The following is a 12,783-nucleotide window of genomic DNA, read 5'->3' as shown; positions in this document are numbered from 1 at the left end:
CGGATCGCACTGCTCTGTCTATCGTCGCCGACGCGATCAGCAGGGCACCGCCGATAGCGCTTCCACGCACACCGCGTCACCGACCAGCCGCACGACCTGAGACCGCGCTTGCTCCGGAACGGCGTCGGAGTACTCGGCGCGGTGGTGGCAGCCCCGGCTTTCGTTGCGGGCCAGGGCCGCCGCGGTCACCACCCGAGCCGCCAGCGCCAACGCCGCATTTTCGAAATCGCGGCGGCTCGCCACGGTGCGGACCCGCGCGGCCGACAGCGTCTCGGACAACCGCCGCAGCCCGGCCGCGTTGCGGACCACCGAGGCGTCCCGGCTCATCGCCTTCTGCAGTTCGCGGCGCTTCGGCGCGGTGTGGATGATCGGCTCGGGCGCGATTGCACGCGACCGGCCGACGGCCGCGGCGTGCGCGGCCGCGGCCTTTCCGGCGCGGCCGCCGACCACCAGGCCCTCCAGCAAGCTGTTGGACGCCAGCCGGTTTGCGCCGTGCATCCCGGTGCGGGCCACCTCGCCCGCGGCGAACAGCCCGGGCAGCTCGGTTTGTCCGTACACGTCGGTGACGACGCCGCCGCAACTGTAGTGCGCGCCCGGGGTGACCGGAATCGGTTGGCGGACCGGGTCGATGCCAACCGCGCGGCAGGACGCCGCGACGGTGGGGAAGCGGGCATCGAAGCCGTCGATGCCCCGGGCGTCGAGGTAGACACACGGATCGCCGATGGCCTTCATCCGCGCGTCGATGGCGGCCGCGACCACGTCGCGCGGCGCCAGATCCCCCATCGGGTGAACGCCGGCCATCACCGAATTACCTTGGCTGTCAAGCAGTATCGCGCCCTCGCCGCGGATTGCCTCGGTGATCAGCGGGCGCCGGCCCCGCCCCCGCCCCGCATACAGCATGGTGGGGTGGAACTGGATGAACTCCAGGTCGCTGACCGGCACACCGGCCCACAACGCCAGCGCGATCCCGTCGCCGGTGGAGCCCTCCGGGTTGGTCGTCGCGCCGTAGAGGTGGCCCAGGCCGCCGGAGGCCAGGATCACCGCGGGCGCGCTGATGATGCCGCGCCCGTCGGCGTTGACCACCGCCACCCCGGTGACCGCAGTACGGTCGTGCAGCACGCGGGCGGCAACGTGGCCGGTGCGGATGTCCAGCAGCTGGGCCGCGCCGTCGAGCGCTCGCTGCACCTCGGCGCCGGTGGCGTCGCCGCCGGCGTGCACGATGCGCCGCCGCGAATGGCCGCCCTCGCGGGTCAGCGCCCACCGGCCGGGGGCGGATTCGTCGAAACGTGCTCCGTCACCGACCAATTCGGCGACGGCGCGGTAGCCGTCGGCGACGATCGAATACACCGCGTCGGCGTCGCACATGCCGGCCCCGGCGGCCAGGGTGTCGGCGACGTGGTCGTCGATCGAGTCGTCACTGTCCGGCAGCACCACGGCGATGCCGCCCTGCGCGTAGTGCGTCGCGGTCACCCCGTGCCGCTGGTCGGCCTTGCTGAGCACCACCACCCTGCGCCCGGCGCGGTGGGCGGCCAGCGCGGCGGCCAAACCCGCGACGCCGGTGCCGATCACGACGACGTCGGCGGTGTCAGTCCACTCGGGGGCGAACGTCATTCGCCACCGCCCGGCTGGCCGATCTCGATCATCCGCTGCACGCTGCGGCGCCCGGCCGCCGCGATGTCCGGGTCGACATGCACCTCGTCGGCGCCGTCGACCAGGCAGCGCAACAGCGCCGCCGGGGTGATCATCTTCATGTACTTGCAGGACGCGCGGTCGTTCACGGCGCGAAAGTCGACTTCCGGTGCGGCCCTGCGCAATTGGTGCAGCATGCCGACCTCGGTGGCGACCAGAACCTTGCGGGCCCGCGTCGCGTGCGCCGCGTCCAGCATGCCACCGGTGGACAAGATCTTCACCCGGTCCGCCGGGAAGGCGCCCTCGCCGGCCAGGTACAACGCCGAAGTGGCACAACCACATTCGGGGTGCACGAACAGCTCGGCATCGGGATTGGCGCGGGCCTGCTCGGTGAGCTCGTCGCCGTTGATGCCGGCGTGCACGTGGCACTCACCGGCCCACACGTGCAGCTTGGTGCGGCCGGTGACGCGGCGCACGTGCGCCCCGAGGAATTGGTCCGGGCAGAACAGCACCTCGCGGTCCGGGTCGATGGACTCGACCACCTCGACCGCGTTCGACGAGGTGCAGCAGATGTCGGTGAGCGCCTTCACCGCCGCCGTGGTGTTGACGTAGGACACGACGACGGCGCCGGGGTGTTCGTCCTTCCAGGCGCGCAGTTCGTCGGGGGTGATCGAATCGGCCAGCGAGCAGCCGGCCCGCTGGTCCGGGATGAGCACGGTCTTGTCCGGGCTCAGGATCTTGGCGGTCTCGGCCATGAAGTGCACGCCGCAGAACACGATGGTGTCCTCGGGCGCGTCGGCGGCGATCCGCGACAGCGCCAGCGAGTCACCGACGTGGTCGGCCACGTCCTGGATGGCGGGCAGCTGGTAGTTGTGCGCCAGCACAGTCGCGCCACGCAACCGCGCCAGGCGACGAATCTCGGCGGCCCATTGGGCGTCACCGTCGACCCCGGCGTAGCCGGTCGGTGAGTTGGTGATGCCGGCCGCCAAGTCTTCGTCCGCGCGCGCGTCCCAGCGGTTCAGGACCGTCATTGGTCCGCTCCTTTCGCGACAGGAGGTTTTCGACTTACAATCGAAAACATGCCCAATGGTAGCACCGCCCACGAAGTGCTTGCGGTCGTGTTCCAAGTTGGGCAGGTTACGGGCGCACCCCGTGAGCAAAAACCGCAACTTAACGTGCTGTTATGGCAGCGTGCCCGGGATCCGCAGAAGGGCGCGTGGTCGCTACCGGGCGGGCGGCTGCGCAACGACGAGGACATGACCACCTCGGTGCGTCGCCAGCTGGCCGAGAAGGTCGACCTGCGTGAGCTGGCGCATCTGGAACAGCTCGCCGTGTTCTCCGAGCCGGCCCGGGTGCCCGACGTGCGGATGATCGCGTCCACCTTCCTGGGCCTGGTGCCCTCCCCCGCCACCCCGGAGTTGCCGCCGGACACCCGCTGGCATCCGGTCAACGCGCTGCCGCCGATGGCCTTCGACCACGGCACGATGGTGGCGCACGCCCGCACCCGGCTGGTCGCCAAGATGTCCTACACCAACATCGGATTCGCTTTGGCGCCAAGGGAATTCGCGTTGTCGACGCTGCGTGACATCTACGGCGCCGCGCTGGGCTATCAGGTCGACGCGACGAACCTGCAGCGGGTGCTTGCCCGCCGCGGAGTCATCACGCACACCGGCACCGTCGCCCAATCCGGCCGCAGCGGCGGGCGCCCGGCCGCGCTGTACCGCTTCACCGATTCCCAGCTGCGGGTGACCGACGAATTCGCCGCGCTGAAGCCGCCCGGCCAGGTTTAACTCGGTTTGAACGGGAACCGACCGGCTATATGTGGCCCATTGTGATGTTGCCTACCTGTAGGCGCAGGCCGAGGAATTACTCACAACACCGCCGTTGCGGTTTGGTTGCCGGTTGTTCATACGCGAGAATGCCGGATGGCCTTGAAGGGAGCCTCAATGGTTGAGCTCGGCAATCTGGCAGGGACGCGCGCCGCGGAATGGATCGGGCGGCCGCCGCATGAAGAGCTGCAGCACAAGGTCCGCCCGCTGCTGCCCCGCGACGACCCGTTCTACCTGCCGCCGTCCGGCTACGAATGCGCCCACCCCGGCACGGTGCTGCGCACGCGCGATGTCGAGCTGGCGTTTCTCGGCCTGATTCCCCAGCCCCTGCGGGCCATCCAGCTGCTCTACCGCACCACGGACATGAACGGACATCCCGAGGCCTGCGTCACCACGGTGATCGTCCCGGCCGAACGCGACCCCCACCGGCCCTGCCCCGTGCTCTCCTACCAGTGCGCGATCGACGCCATCTCGTCGCGCTGTTTCCCGTCGTATGCGCTGCGGCGCAGGTCGAAGGCCATCGGCTCGATCAGCCAGCTGGAACTGTTGTTGATTGCCGCCACCGTGGCGGAAGGGTGGGCGGTGTCGATCCCCGACCATGAAGGCCTGCACGGCATGTGGGGCGCGCCGTACGAACCCGGCTACCGGGTGCTCGACGGGATTCGCGCCGCGGTGACCTCCGAGCGGCTCGACCTGTCGCCCGACGCCCCGATCGGGCTGTGGGGGTACTCGGGCGGCGGGCTGGCCAGCGCCTGGGCCGCCGAAATGTGCGCCACCTACGCGCCCGAGCTAAACGTCGTCGGCGCCGTCCTGGGATCGCCCGTCGGCGACCTGGGGCACACCTTCAGCCGGCTCAACGGCGGCCTGTTCGCCGGCCTGCCGGCGCTGGTGGTGGCCGCGCTCGCGCGCATCTACCCCGACCTCGACCGCGTCATCAAGGAACACACCAACGAGGAAGGCCGCGCCCTGCTGGACGCGCTCGAGACGATGACGACGGCGGAAGCGGTCATCCGGATGGCGCACAAGAACATGGGCGACTACCTCGACGAGCCGCTGGAAGACACCCTGGCCAGGCCGGAAGTCGCGCGCGTCTTCGACAGCATCAAGCTGGGTTCCGTCGTGCCGGCACCGCCGGTGCTGATCGTGCAGGCCGTGCACGACTACCTCATCGACGTGCACGACATCGACGAGCTGGCCGACACCTATTCAATCGGCGGCGCCGACGTCACCTATCACCGCGACGCGTTCAACGAGCACATGTTCCTGCATCCGTTGTCGGCGCCGATGGCGCTGCGCTGGCTCACCGACCGGTTCGCCGGCCGACCGCTGACCGAGCACCTGGTCCGGACCAAATGGCCGACCGCGTTCAACCCGATGACGTACGCCGGGATGGCGCGGCTTGCGGTGATCGCGGCCAAGGTCATCACCGGTAAGAAGGTTCGCCGCCGTCCACTGTGACGCCCCCGGACTCTCCGGGCTCCCCCGGCGGCGGGGATTCGGGCGCCGCGAAGGCACCGAGGTCGTCGTGCGCGCTCGCGGCCGCGAGCGCGGCATACACCAGCGCGGCGATGCCGGCCGGCCAGATCACGGTGAGCGCCGCCTGCAGCGGCGTGCGCGCGAAGAACACCGGCGGCGCCTCGACGGCATAGGCGATCTTGTGGTCGCTCGACAGCGGTATCGCGGCGAAATCCAGTGCGCCGTAACGCAACCGGACCAGCAGCACCCCCACCCCCGCGGCCGCCGCTGCCCCGATGATCAGCCCGACCGCGAGCGCGAAGGCCGTCGCCGGGCCCCGCTGCGCGCGCCGCTGCCACACCAGGACCGGCGCCACCACCGCCACCACGGTCAGCAGCCCCAACATCAGGCAGGGCGCGACGAAGAAGTGCTCGGAATCGGTGCCCAGGTAGTCGTGCACCCGCTCGCCGGTCTTGGTCAGGGCCGCCACGGCGTGGATCGGCGGGGCGATCCACGCCCAGCACCCGCCGATCAGCACACCGACGCCGGACAGACCCAGGATCACCTGGAGCACGAAGCGGTCCCGCGACCTGAAGTAGTCGAGTTCTGGCTGTGGGATCACCGCTGTGCCTCCATGTCGGCCGAGTCCACCTGTCCGTGCCGCGAGCACGTCGCCCGCCACCCGTCGGGCCGAACCTGCACCACCATCCGGCGCCCGCATTCGGCGCAGAACCGGGGCGGTTCCAGGCCCAGTTGCGCGGCGGTCGGCATCGCTGTGCCGCCGGGTTCCCCCGTATAGACGTTGTAGCTCACTGGTAGCTCACGGCGTCTACAAGCTGGCGTTCAGCGCCTTGATCGGCATCTGCAGGTCGTCGAGCAGTTCGAGGTCGGCCTCGGCGGGACGGCCCAGGGTGGTCAGGTAGTTACCGACGATCACGGCGTTGATGCCGCCCAGGATTCCCTGCTTGGCGCCCAGGTCGCCCAGCGTGATCTCGCGGCCACCGGCGAAGCGCAGCATGGTGCGCGGCAGCGCCAGCCGGAACGCGGCCACCGCCTTGAGCGCCTCGCTGGCGGGCATGACCTCCAGGTCACCGAACGGCGTGCCGGGCCGGGGGTTGAGGAAGTTCAGCGGCACCTCGTCGGGACCGAGCTCGGCCAGCTCGGCGGCGAACTCGGCGCGTTGTTCCAGCGTCTCACCCATGCCGAGGATGCCGCCGCAGCACACCTCCATGCCGGCGTCGCGCACCATCGACAGCGTCTGCCAGCGCTCCTCCCAGGTGTGGGTGGTGACGACGTTGGCGAAGAACGAGCGGGCCGTCTCGAGGTTGTGGTTGTAGCGGTGCACGCCCATCGCCGCGAGCTCGTCGACCTGCTCGGGGCTCAGCATGCCCAGCGAGCAGGCCACGTTGATCTCGACCTCGTTTTGGATCGCCTCGATGCCGGCCGCGACCTGCGCCATCAGCCGCTGGTCGGGGCCGCGCACCGCGGCCACGATGCAGAACTCGGTAGCACCCGACTTGGCCGTCTGCTTGGCCGCCTCGACCAGGCTCGGGATGTCCAGCCAGGCGCTGCGCACCGGCGAGGCGAACAGCCCCGACTGCGAGCAGAAGTGGCAGTCCTCCGGGCAGCCGCCGGTTTTCAGGCTGATGATGCCCTCGACCTCGACCTCGGGGCCGCACCACCGCATCCGCACCTCGTGCGCCAGCGCCAGCAGCTCCTCGAGACGGTCGTCGGGCAACCGCAGCACCTGCAGCACCTGATCCTTGGTCAATCCCTCGCCGCGCTCGAGGACCTGCAGCCGGGCTTGCGCCAGAATGTCGGTCACGCCGTCAGTGGTTGGCCGAGTCGCCGCCTGAGTCACCCAGTGCTCCTGAATCCTTGCTTAAGCCCGTGAAAGGTCTGCCCCAGGCTAGGGTAGCGGTGCGCACGTGCACAAACGTGATGCGGGCGCGTCGGACCGGGGTATACCAGCCTGATGACCAACCCGCACGTCGAGTACCTGGCGCACCACTGGATCCTGCTGGCGGCCCCGGCGTTCCTGCCCGCGGTGATCGTCGTCGGCGTGGTGTTGTACATCGCCATCCGGGACCGCCGCGCCCGCACCCCGCAGAATCCCACCCAACGCAGCGATTCGACCGGCGAAACGGATGATTGATCGGCGCTGAAATGGGGCATTCCAGCGCTCGTCAGAATTAGTCTTTCGGGCGGCGCAGTTGGGAGGACATCGCAATGCAGCACGTGAATTCGCTGGCACTGACGTTGGCCGCTGAGCCGTCGGCGCGCGGTGCCGGTCTCAACCAGGTGATCGGCCTCTCGATCGCCGCGCTGGTGATCACCTTGTTGATGCTGTGGGTCGGCTACCGGTATCGCCAGCACCGGATGGCCTGGCTGGCCCGGTCGGCCGACTGGCTGGGCGCGAAGTTCAACCGGCCGTCCTGGGTGGCGCTGCCGGTCCTGGTGTTCACCACGTCGATCATCTGTGCGCTGTTCGGGTTCATCTGGGATGTCAGCTGGCACATCGGCAATGGCCGCGATCCCGGTCCGTTGGCCAACCCCGCGCACTACTTCATCATCATCGGCCTGTTCGGGGTGTTCCTCGCCGGCATGGTGGCGATCGTGCTGCCGTTCGACCGGCCCGGCCCGGCGGCGGTGCGCATCACCAACAACTGGCATGCACCCGTAGGCGGTGTGCTGATGGCCGGCTGCGGCCTCTACGCGATGATCGGATTCCCCCTCGACGACGTTTGGCATCGCATCTTCGGTCAAGACGTAACCCTTTGGGGCCCAACGCATTTGATGATGATCGGCGGCGCGGGACTGTCCCTGTTCGCCGTGTTGATGCTGGAGTACGAGGGCGGGCGCGCGCTGCCGGAAGCTCCGCGCGAGCGCCCGTTCGTCCGGTTCCTGCGCTACCTGTCCTGCGGCGGCCTGCTGATCGGATTGTCGGTCTATCAAATCGAATACGACTTCGGCGTCGAGCAATTCCGGCTGGTGCTGCAGCCGATGATGATCGCCGGCGTGGCGGCCCTGGGCCTGGTGGTGGCCCGCATCACCCTGGGCCGGGGCGCGGCGTTGGTGGCGGCGCTGCTCGCCGTGGCGCTGCGCGGCGGCGTCGCGCTGCTGGTGGGCCCGATCCTGGGTGCCCCGACCAACTGGTTCCCGCTCTATCTGGGTCCCGCGCTGGTGGTCGAGTTGCTGGCGCTGACTCCATTGTTCAAGCGCCCCATCGCTTTTGGCGCCGTCGCCGGGCTGGGCGTGAGCACCGTCGGGCTGTGGCTGGAATCGCTGTGGATCGGGGCCGTGTATCACTACCCCTGGCCGACGAGCATGTGGGGCGAGGCGTTGGCGATGGCGGTGCCGGTGGCGGTGCTGATGGGGTTGTGCGGCGCCATGATGGGCATGGTGCTCACCGGGCAGCGGCTGCCCGGCCGCGCGATCGGCATCTCGGTGGTCGCCGCGACGGTGGTGGTGATCGGCGGCGCGGTGGCCAACGGCTTGCATATCGTTGTGCCGCAAAAAGACAACGCCACCATCACCCTGACGGACCTGCCCAGCCCGGCCGGCCAGCGCATGGTGTCCGCCGATGTGCGGCTGCTGCCGGCGGACATGGTGAGCGACCATCCGAACTGGGTGACGATCCTGTCGTGGCAGGGCCGGATGCAAAACCACCGCGGCCTGGTGATCGACCGGCTCGAGAAGGTCGGTCCGGGGCACTACCGTTCGACGATGCCGGTCCCGGTGTGGGGTTCGTGGAAGACCCTGCTGCGGGTTCAGGACGGCTACACGATGACGGCGGTCCCGATCTACGAGCCGGCCGACGACGCCATCCCCGCGCCCGAGGTGCCCGCGCTGGCGTCGAGCAGCCGGGGGTTCGTGCAGGAGGTCACCATCCTGCAGCGCGAACGCGACCAGAACGCCCCGGCCTGGTTGTTCACCGCCGGCTCGATAGTGGTGCTGATCTTCACGCTGATCGTCATCGCCGCCCTGACGTGGGGCGCGGGCCGGATCAACAACGCCGTCACCGCGCCCGAGCCGGTAGAGGAGAAGCACCCACTGCCGAAAGCCGCGTGAGGTGAGGCTTCGCGGCGCCCTGATCGCGGCGTGGCTGGCGGCCCTGATGGCGGCGCTGATGATCGCCCTGATCGGCTGCGGCGCCTCGACGAATCCGCCCCCGGCCGCGGCGGTGGTGCTCGACGTCACCATCGCCAAGGGGCAGGTCAGTCCGACCAACGCCACCCTGGGCGCCAAGGTCGGCCAGCCGATCACCGTGCGCGTCACCAGCGACGCCACCGATGAGCTGCACGTGCATTCCTCGCCCGACCACAAGTTCCAGGTCGCGGCCGCCCCCAATCAGACGTTCCAGTTCACCGTCGGCGTCCCCGGCAGCGTCGAGGTCGAACTGCACCACCTGAACCGCACGATCGCGACCATCCAAGTCCAGCCGTGACGGCGGTGCTCGCGCACGGCCTGGGCGGGTCCAGCGATCTCCCGGTCCCCGTCGCCTATGCGATGGTGGGCGCCGCCTGGGCGCTGACGTTCACCTTCGCCCTGGTGGCGTTCGCCTGGCGGCGCCCGCGGTTCGATCCGCTGCATGCCGGCCGCCCGCTGCCAGCGGCGGTGACCACCCTGGTCGATGCCCGCGCGACCCGCTGGGCGGCCGCCACGGTCGCGCTGATCGTCGCGGCGTGGGTGGTGCTGGCCGGGGTGTGCGGCCCGCAGACGAATTCGAATGCGTTGCTCGGGGCGTTCTATGTGCTGTTGTGGGTCGGGCTGGTGGCGCTCTCGTTGCTGTTCGGGCCGGTCTGGCGGGTGATCTCGCCGATGCGCACGGTGTATCTGCTGCTTCGGCGGCTCGTCCCGGGGCGCTCGCGGCTCGGCTATCCCGAGGGCTGGGGGTATCGCCCCGCCGCGCTGGGGCTGTTCGCGTTCGTGTGGATGGAGCTGGCCAGCCCGGACTCGGCGTCGCTGCCGGCGGTCGAGGTGTGGCTGCTGACGTATGCCGTGGCGATGCTGGCCGGGCGTGGTTGTGCGGTCAGCGCTGGTTGGCCCGCGCCGACCCGTTCGGCGTGTACAGCATGGCGGTGTCGCGGCTGTGCCCGTTCTGGCGCGATCCGGAAACCGGGCGGATCGTCGTCGGCAACCCGTTCGACCACCTGCCGTCGCTCCCGGTGCGGCCGGGGGTCGTCGTGACGCTGGCGGTGCTGCTCGGGTCGACGGCGTTCGACAGTTTCTCGTCGTCGCCGACGTGGCGCGGCTTCGCCGATCAGCTCACCCGCGACTTCGGCGCGCCGGCGACGCTGTCGTCGTCGGTGCTGCGGACCCTGGGGTTAATTGTCTTCATTTCCGTTGTGGCAGTGACCTTTTCGCTGGCGGCGCGCGCCACCGGCGGCGTCGACCGGGACCAGCGCCGAGCGTTGCCGGGCCAGATGGCGCATTCGCTGATCCCGATCGTGGTGGGGTACATCTTCGCGCACTACCTGTCGTATCTGGTCGAGCGCGGCCAACAGGCGGTCTTCAGCCTGGTCGACCCCTTCGGCCGGGCGCACCTGCACGTCGCCTACGTGTTGTCCGCCCATCCCCCGGTGCTGGCCGCGATCAAGGTGGCGTGCGTGGTCACCGGGCACATCGTCGCGGTGATCGCCGCGCATGACCGGGCGCTGCGGCTGCTTCCGGCCGGGCATCAGCTCACCGGCCAGCTCACCATGATGCTGGTGATGGTGGGCTACACGTTCACCGGTTTGTACCTGCTGTTCGGCGGGTGAAGCGGCATAAAGACGACCGAAAGACAGTTGGCAAGCAATGGCACGCATCCCAATCGTCAGGAGATCAAAGTAGATGAGTTCCGTCCCGTCGATCACGCTCAATGACGGCCACACCATCCCGCAACTGGGCTTCGGCGTCTTTCAGATCAAGCCCGCGGAGACCGCCGCGGCCGTGCGGTCCGCGCTCGACGTCGGCTACCGCCACATCGACACCGCCGAGATGTACGGCAACGAGAAGCAGGTCGCGCAGGGCATCCGGGATGCCGGGCTGGACCGCCGCGAGGTGTTCATCACCAGCAAGCTGAGCAACCGCCATCACCGGCCCGACGACGCGCGGCGCGCGTTCGACGACACGTTGAGTGCGCTGGATTCCGAATACGTCGACCTGTTTCTCATCCACTGGCCGCTGCCCACGCTGTACGACGGCGATTTCGTGTCGACGTGGAATGTGCTCGAGGAGTTCGCCAAGGACGGCCGGGCAACCAGCATCGGGGTGTCGAATTTTCAGGTCGCCCACCTGGCGCGGCTCGCCGAGGGTTCGCACACCGTGCCCGCCGTCAACCAGGTCGAGGTGCACCCCTACTTCGCCAACGACGAGGTGCGGGCCTACGGCCGCGAGCACGGAATCGCCACCGAGGCCTGGGCGCCGATCGCGCAGGGCAAGGTGCTCGACGACGAGTTGATCGCGCGCATCGCCGACGCGCACGGCAAGACGCCGGCGCAGGTGGTGCTGCGCTGGCACATCCAGCGCGGCGACATCGTGTTCCCGAAATCGGTGCACCCCGAGCGGATGAGGTCGAACTTCGAGATCTTCGACTTCAGCCTCGACGACGCCCAGATGGATGCGATGGGCGGCCTCGACCGCGGCGAGCGGGGGCGCAACGGTCCCAACCCCGACGTGTTCGCCTACCTGCCCTGACCGATCGGGTGCTCGGTCTTCTTGTTGCCGTCCCAGCGGCGCAAACCGGCGATGCTGCCGCGGATCTCCGGCGGGCGGCCCGCGACGCGTAACGCCCGCCCGAGTTGAGCCCCGCCGACCCGGCGGGCCAGCGTGACGTGCGCGGTCCACTGACCGGGAAGGCAGTTGGGCAGCGGCGCCGGCGTCGCATGCGGAGCGCACAACCGGTGCGCCTCCGCGTGCACGGCGAGCAGCTCGCTGCTCGGCACCACCAAGCGCGCCAACACCACCTTGGCCCGGCCGAACAGCACCGGCGCCCCGACGACGCAGTCCAGCGGCAGCCGTTGGGCCACCGCCTCGAGCGGGGCGTCGACGTCCGGCGCGATGCGCTCGGCCACCACCATGGTGGCGTGCGGACGGCTGGCCGGCGCCTGGCTGGGTATGCCGGCGGCGGCCAGATCGGCCCAGATGCGCCGGATCGCCGCCTCGGTGTCGCGGTCGAAGACCAGCTCGATCGAATGCACCATCAGCGCAGCAGCCCGGTCACCCACGCCGGGTCGAACGCCTGCGCGGCCATCGCGGCGAACTCGGCGGCATCCAGCGCGGCGGCCCCCGCGGGCAGGGCGGCGCGCACCGGCGCCAGCCGGTTCAACTCGCACCGGTTGAAGGCCTGCACCGACCCCGGACTCGCGGGCCAGCTGCCGATCACCAGCCCGGCACACGAAACATGTTGTGCAGCAATCGATTCCAGTGTCAGGGCGGTGTGGTTCAGGGTGCCCAGCTCGGCGGTGGCCACCACCAGCACCGGTGCGTCGAGGTAGACGGCGAGGTCACGCAGCGTCACGCCGCCGTCGCCGAGTTCGACCAGCAGCCCGCCGGCGCCCTCGACCAGGGTCAACCGGCGCGGGCGGTCCACGTTCCGGATGCAGTGCAGGATCTCGTCGCGGGTCGGCAACGCCGCACCCGCCAGCTCGGCCGCCGCGCGTGGCGCCATCGGCTGCGGATATCGGGCCAGCGCGGCGAGTTCGGTGACACCGGACAGCCGCGCCACCTCGGCCAGGTCGTCGTCGCCGGCGGCGGTGCCGGTTTGCACCGGCTTGCACACCGCGACGTCGATGCCGGCCCGGCGCGCGTGGCTCGCCAGGGCCGCGGTGGCGATCGTCTTACCGACGGCGGTGCCGGTACCCGTCACGGCCAGGACGGTCAACGG

At 69.9% G+C, this 12,783-nt stretch carries 13 protein-coding genes and 1 pseudogene; 7 read left to right on the top strand and 7 right to left on the bottom strand.

Translation table 11 applies throughout. The annotated features are described in order from the left end of the window. Positions 1–36: 36 nt before the first annotated feature. Both G6N66_RS11550 and nadA read right to left on the bottom strand, forming a co-directional pair. Complete coding sequence (locus G6N66_RS11550) at positions 37–1,611, bottom strand: L-aspartate oxidase (RefSeq protein ID WP_085235208.1); 1,575 nt, start codon at positions 1,609–1,611, stop codon at positions 37–39. Next, on the bottom strand, positions 1,608–2,660 hold the full coding sequence (gene nadA, locus G6N66_RS11545; protein ID WP_085235209.1) for a quinolinate synthase NadA: 1,053 nt from the start codon (positions 2,658–2,660) through the stop codon (positions 1,608–1,610). The genes G6N66_RS11550 and nadA overlap by 4 nt, the downstream gene beginning before the upstream one ends. A gap of 48 nt (positions 2,661–2,708) precedes the next feature. Here nadA and G6N66_RS11540 point away from each other — a divergent pair, with 48 nt between their 5' ends. Continuing rightward, a complete protein-coding gene (locus G6N66_RS11540) occupies positions 2,709–3,419 on the top strand; it encodes an NUDIX hydrolase (RefSeq protein ID WP_085235210.1) in 711 nt (236 codons plus the stop codon). Positions 3,420–3,575: 156 nt separating this feature from the next. After that, the gene (locus tag G6N66_RS11535) at positions 3,576–4,916 is read left to right on the top strand and encodes a lipase family protein (protein WP_085235227.1); all 1,341 of its coding nucleotides are present in this window, start codon (positions 3,576–3,578) and stop codon (positions 4,914–4,916) included. Here G6N66_RS11535 and G6N66_RS11530 read toward each other — a convergent pair. From G6N66_RS11530 to bioB, 3 genes are read right to left on the bottom strand one after another with little or no spacing between them, the layout of a single operon-like run. Then, positions 4,882–5,535 (bottom strand): DUF2567 domain-containing protein, encoded by a 654-nt coding sequence (locus G6N66_RS11530; RefSeq protein ID WP_169721535.1) that lies wholly within the window; start codon positions 5,533–5,535, stop codon positions 4,882–4,884. The genes G6N66_RS11535 and G6N66_RS11530 overlap by 35 nt on opposite strands. Next, positions 5,532–5,726: a biotin synthase auxiliary protein BsaP gene (bsaP, locus tag G6N66_RS11525; protein ID WP_163645821.1), complete on the bottom strand. Its 195-nt coding sequence runs from the start codon at positions 5,724–5,726 to the stop codon at positions 5,532–5,534. The genes G6N66_RS11530 and bsaP overlap by 4 nt, the downstream gene beginning before the upstream one ends. A 16-nt stretch (positions 5,727–5,742) precedes the next feature. Then, positions 5,743–6,774 (bottom strand): biotin synthase BioB, encoded by a 1,032-nt coding sequence (bioB, locus tag G6N66_RS11520; protein WP_085235212.1) that lies wholly within the window; start codon positions 6,772–6,774, stop codon positions 5,743–5,745. 114 nt (positions 6,775–6,888) lie between these two features. On the opposite strand from bioB, the gene G6N66_RS11515 reads away from it, so the two are divergent. The 5 genes and pseudogenes from G6N66_RS11515 (at position 6,889) to G6N66_RS11495 (ending at position 11,594) form a co-directional block, all read left to right on the top strand. After that, positions 6,889–7,068, top strand: coding sequence for a hypothetical protein (locus G6N66_RS11515; protein WP_085235213.1), 180 nt, complete (start codon positions 6,889–6,891; stop codon positions 7,066–7,068). Positions 7,069–7,142: 74 nt separating this feature from the next. Then, positions 7,143–8,984, top strand: coding sequence for a hypothetical protein (locus tag G6N66_RS11510; RefSeq protein WP_232079277.1), 1,842 nt, complete (start codon positions 7,143–7,145; stop codon positions 8,982–8,984). A gap of 1 nt (position 8,985) precedes the next feature. Next, positions 8,986–9,360 (top strand): hypothetical protein, encoded by a 375-nt coding sequence (locus G6N66_RS11505; RefSeq protein WP_085235214.1) that lies wholly within the window; start codon positions 8,986–8,988, stop codon positions 9,358–9,360. Positions 9,361–9,422: 62 nt separating this feature from the next. Then, positions 9,423–10,675, top strand: a pseudogene (locus G6N66_RS11500) (hypothetical protein). 73 nt (positions 10,676–10,748) lie between these two features. Next, entirely contained in the window at positions 10,749–11,594 is an 846-nt protein-coding gene (locus G6N66_RS11495; protein WP_085235215.1) for an aldo/keto reductase, read from the top strand. Here the strand turns inward: G6N66_RS11495 and G6N66_RS11490 are convergent. Then, a complete protein-coding gene (locus tag G6N66_RS11490) occupies positions 11,582–12,100 on the bottom strand; it encodes a 2'-5' RNA ligase family protein (protein WP_085235216.1) in 519 nt (172 codons plus the stop codon). The two genes, G6N66_RS11495 and G6N66_RS11490, sit on opposite strands and share 13 nt — an antisense overlap. Then, complete coding sequence (gene bioD, locus G6N66_RS11485) at positions 12,100–12,780, bottom strand: dethiobiotin synthase (protein WP_085235217.1); 681 nt, start codon at positions 12,778–12,780, stop codon at positions 12,100–12,102. The genes G6N66_RS11490 and bioD overlap by 1 nt, the downstream gene beginning before the upstream one ends. Between the last annotated feature and the right edge of the window lie 3 nt (positions 12,781–12,783).

The organism is Mycobacterium conspicuum (genome assembly GCF_010730195.1).
Taxonomy (GTDB): Bacteria; Actinomycetota; Actinomycetes; order Mycobacteriales; family Mycobacteriaceae; genus Mycobacterium; species Mycobacterium conspicuum.
The sequence above is the reverse complement of the archived record's forward strand: the minus strand, read 5'-3'. Positions and strand labels throughout refer to the sequence as shown.

Coding starts and splice junctions, on each gene's coding strand:
- G6N66_RS11550 (WP_085235208.1), bottom strand. CDS start 1,611: ATGACGTTCGCCCCCGAGTGGACTGACACCGCCGACGTCGTCGTGATC.
- G6N66_RS11535 (WP_085235227.1), top strand. CDS start 3,576: ATGGTTGAGCTCGGCAATCTGGCAGGGACGCGCGCCGCGGAATGGATC.
- G6N66_RS11515 (WP_085235213.1), top strand. CDS start 6,889: ATGACCAACCCGCACGTCGAGTACCTGGCGCACCACTGGATCCTGCTG.
- G6N66_RS11490 (WP_085235216.1), bottom strand. CDS start 12,100: ATGGTGCATTCGATCGAGCTGGTCTTCGACCGCGACACCGAGGCGGCG.
- G6N66_RS11540 (WP_085235210.1), top strand. CDS start 2,709: ATGCCCAATGGTAGCACCGCCCACGAAGTGCTTGCGGTCGTGTTCCAA.
- G6N66_RS11510 (WP_232079277.1), top strand. CDS start 7,143: ATGCAGCACGTGAATTCGCTGGCACTGACGTTGGCCGCTGAGCCGTCG.
- nadA (WP_085235209.1), bottom strand. CDS start 2,660: ATGACGGTCCTGAACCGCTGGGACGCGCGCGCGGACGAAGACTTGGCG.
- G6N66_RS11495 (WP_085235215.1), top strand. CDS start 10,749: ATGAGTTCCGTCCCGTCGATCACGCTCAATGACGGCCACACCATCCCG.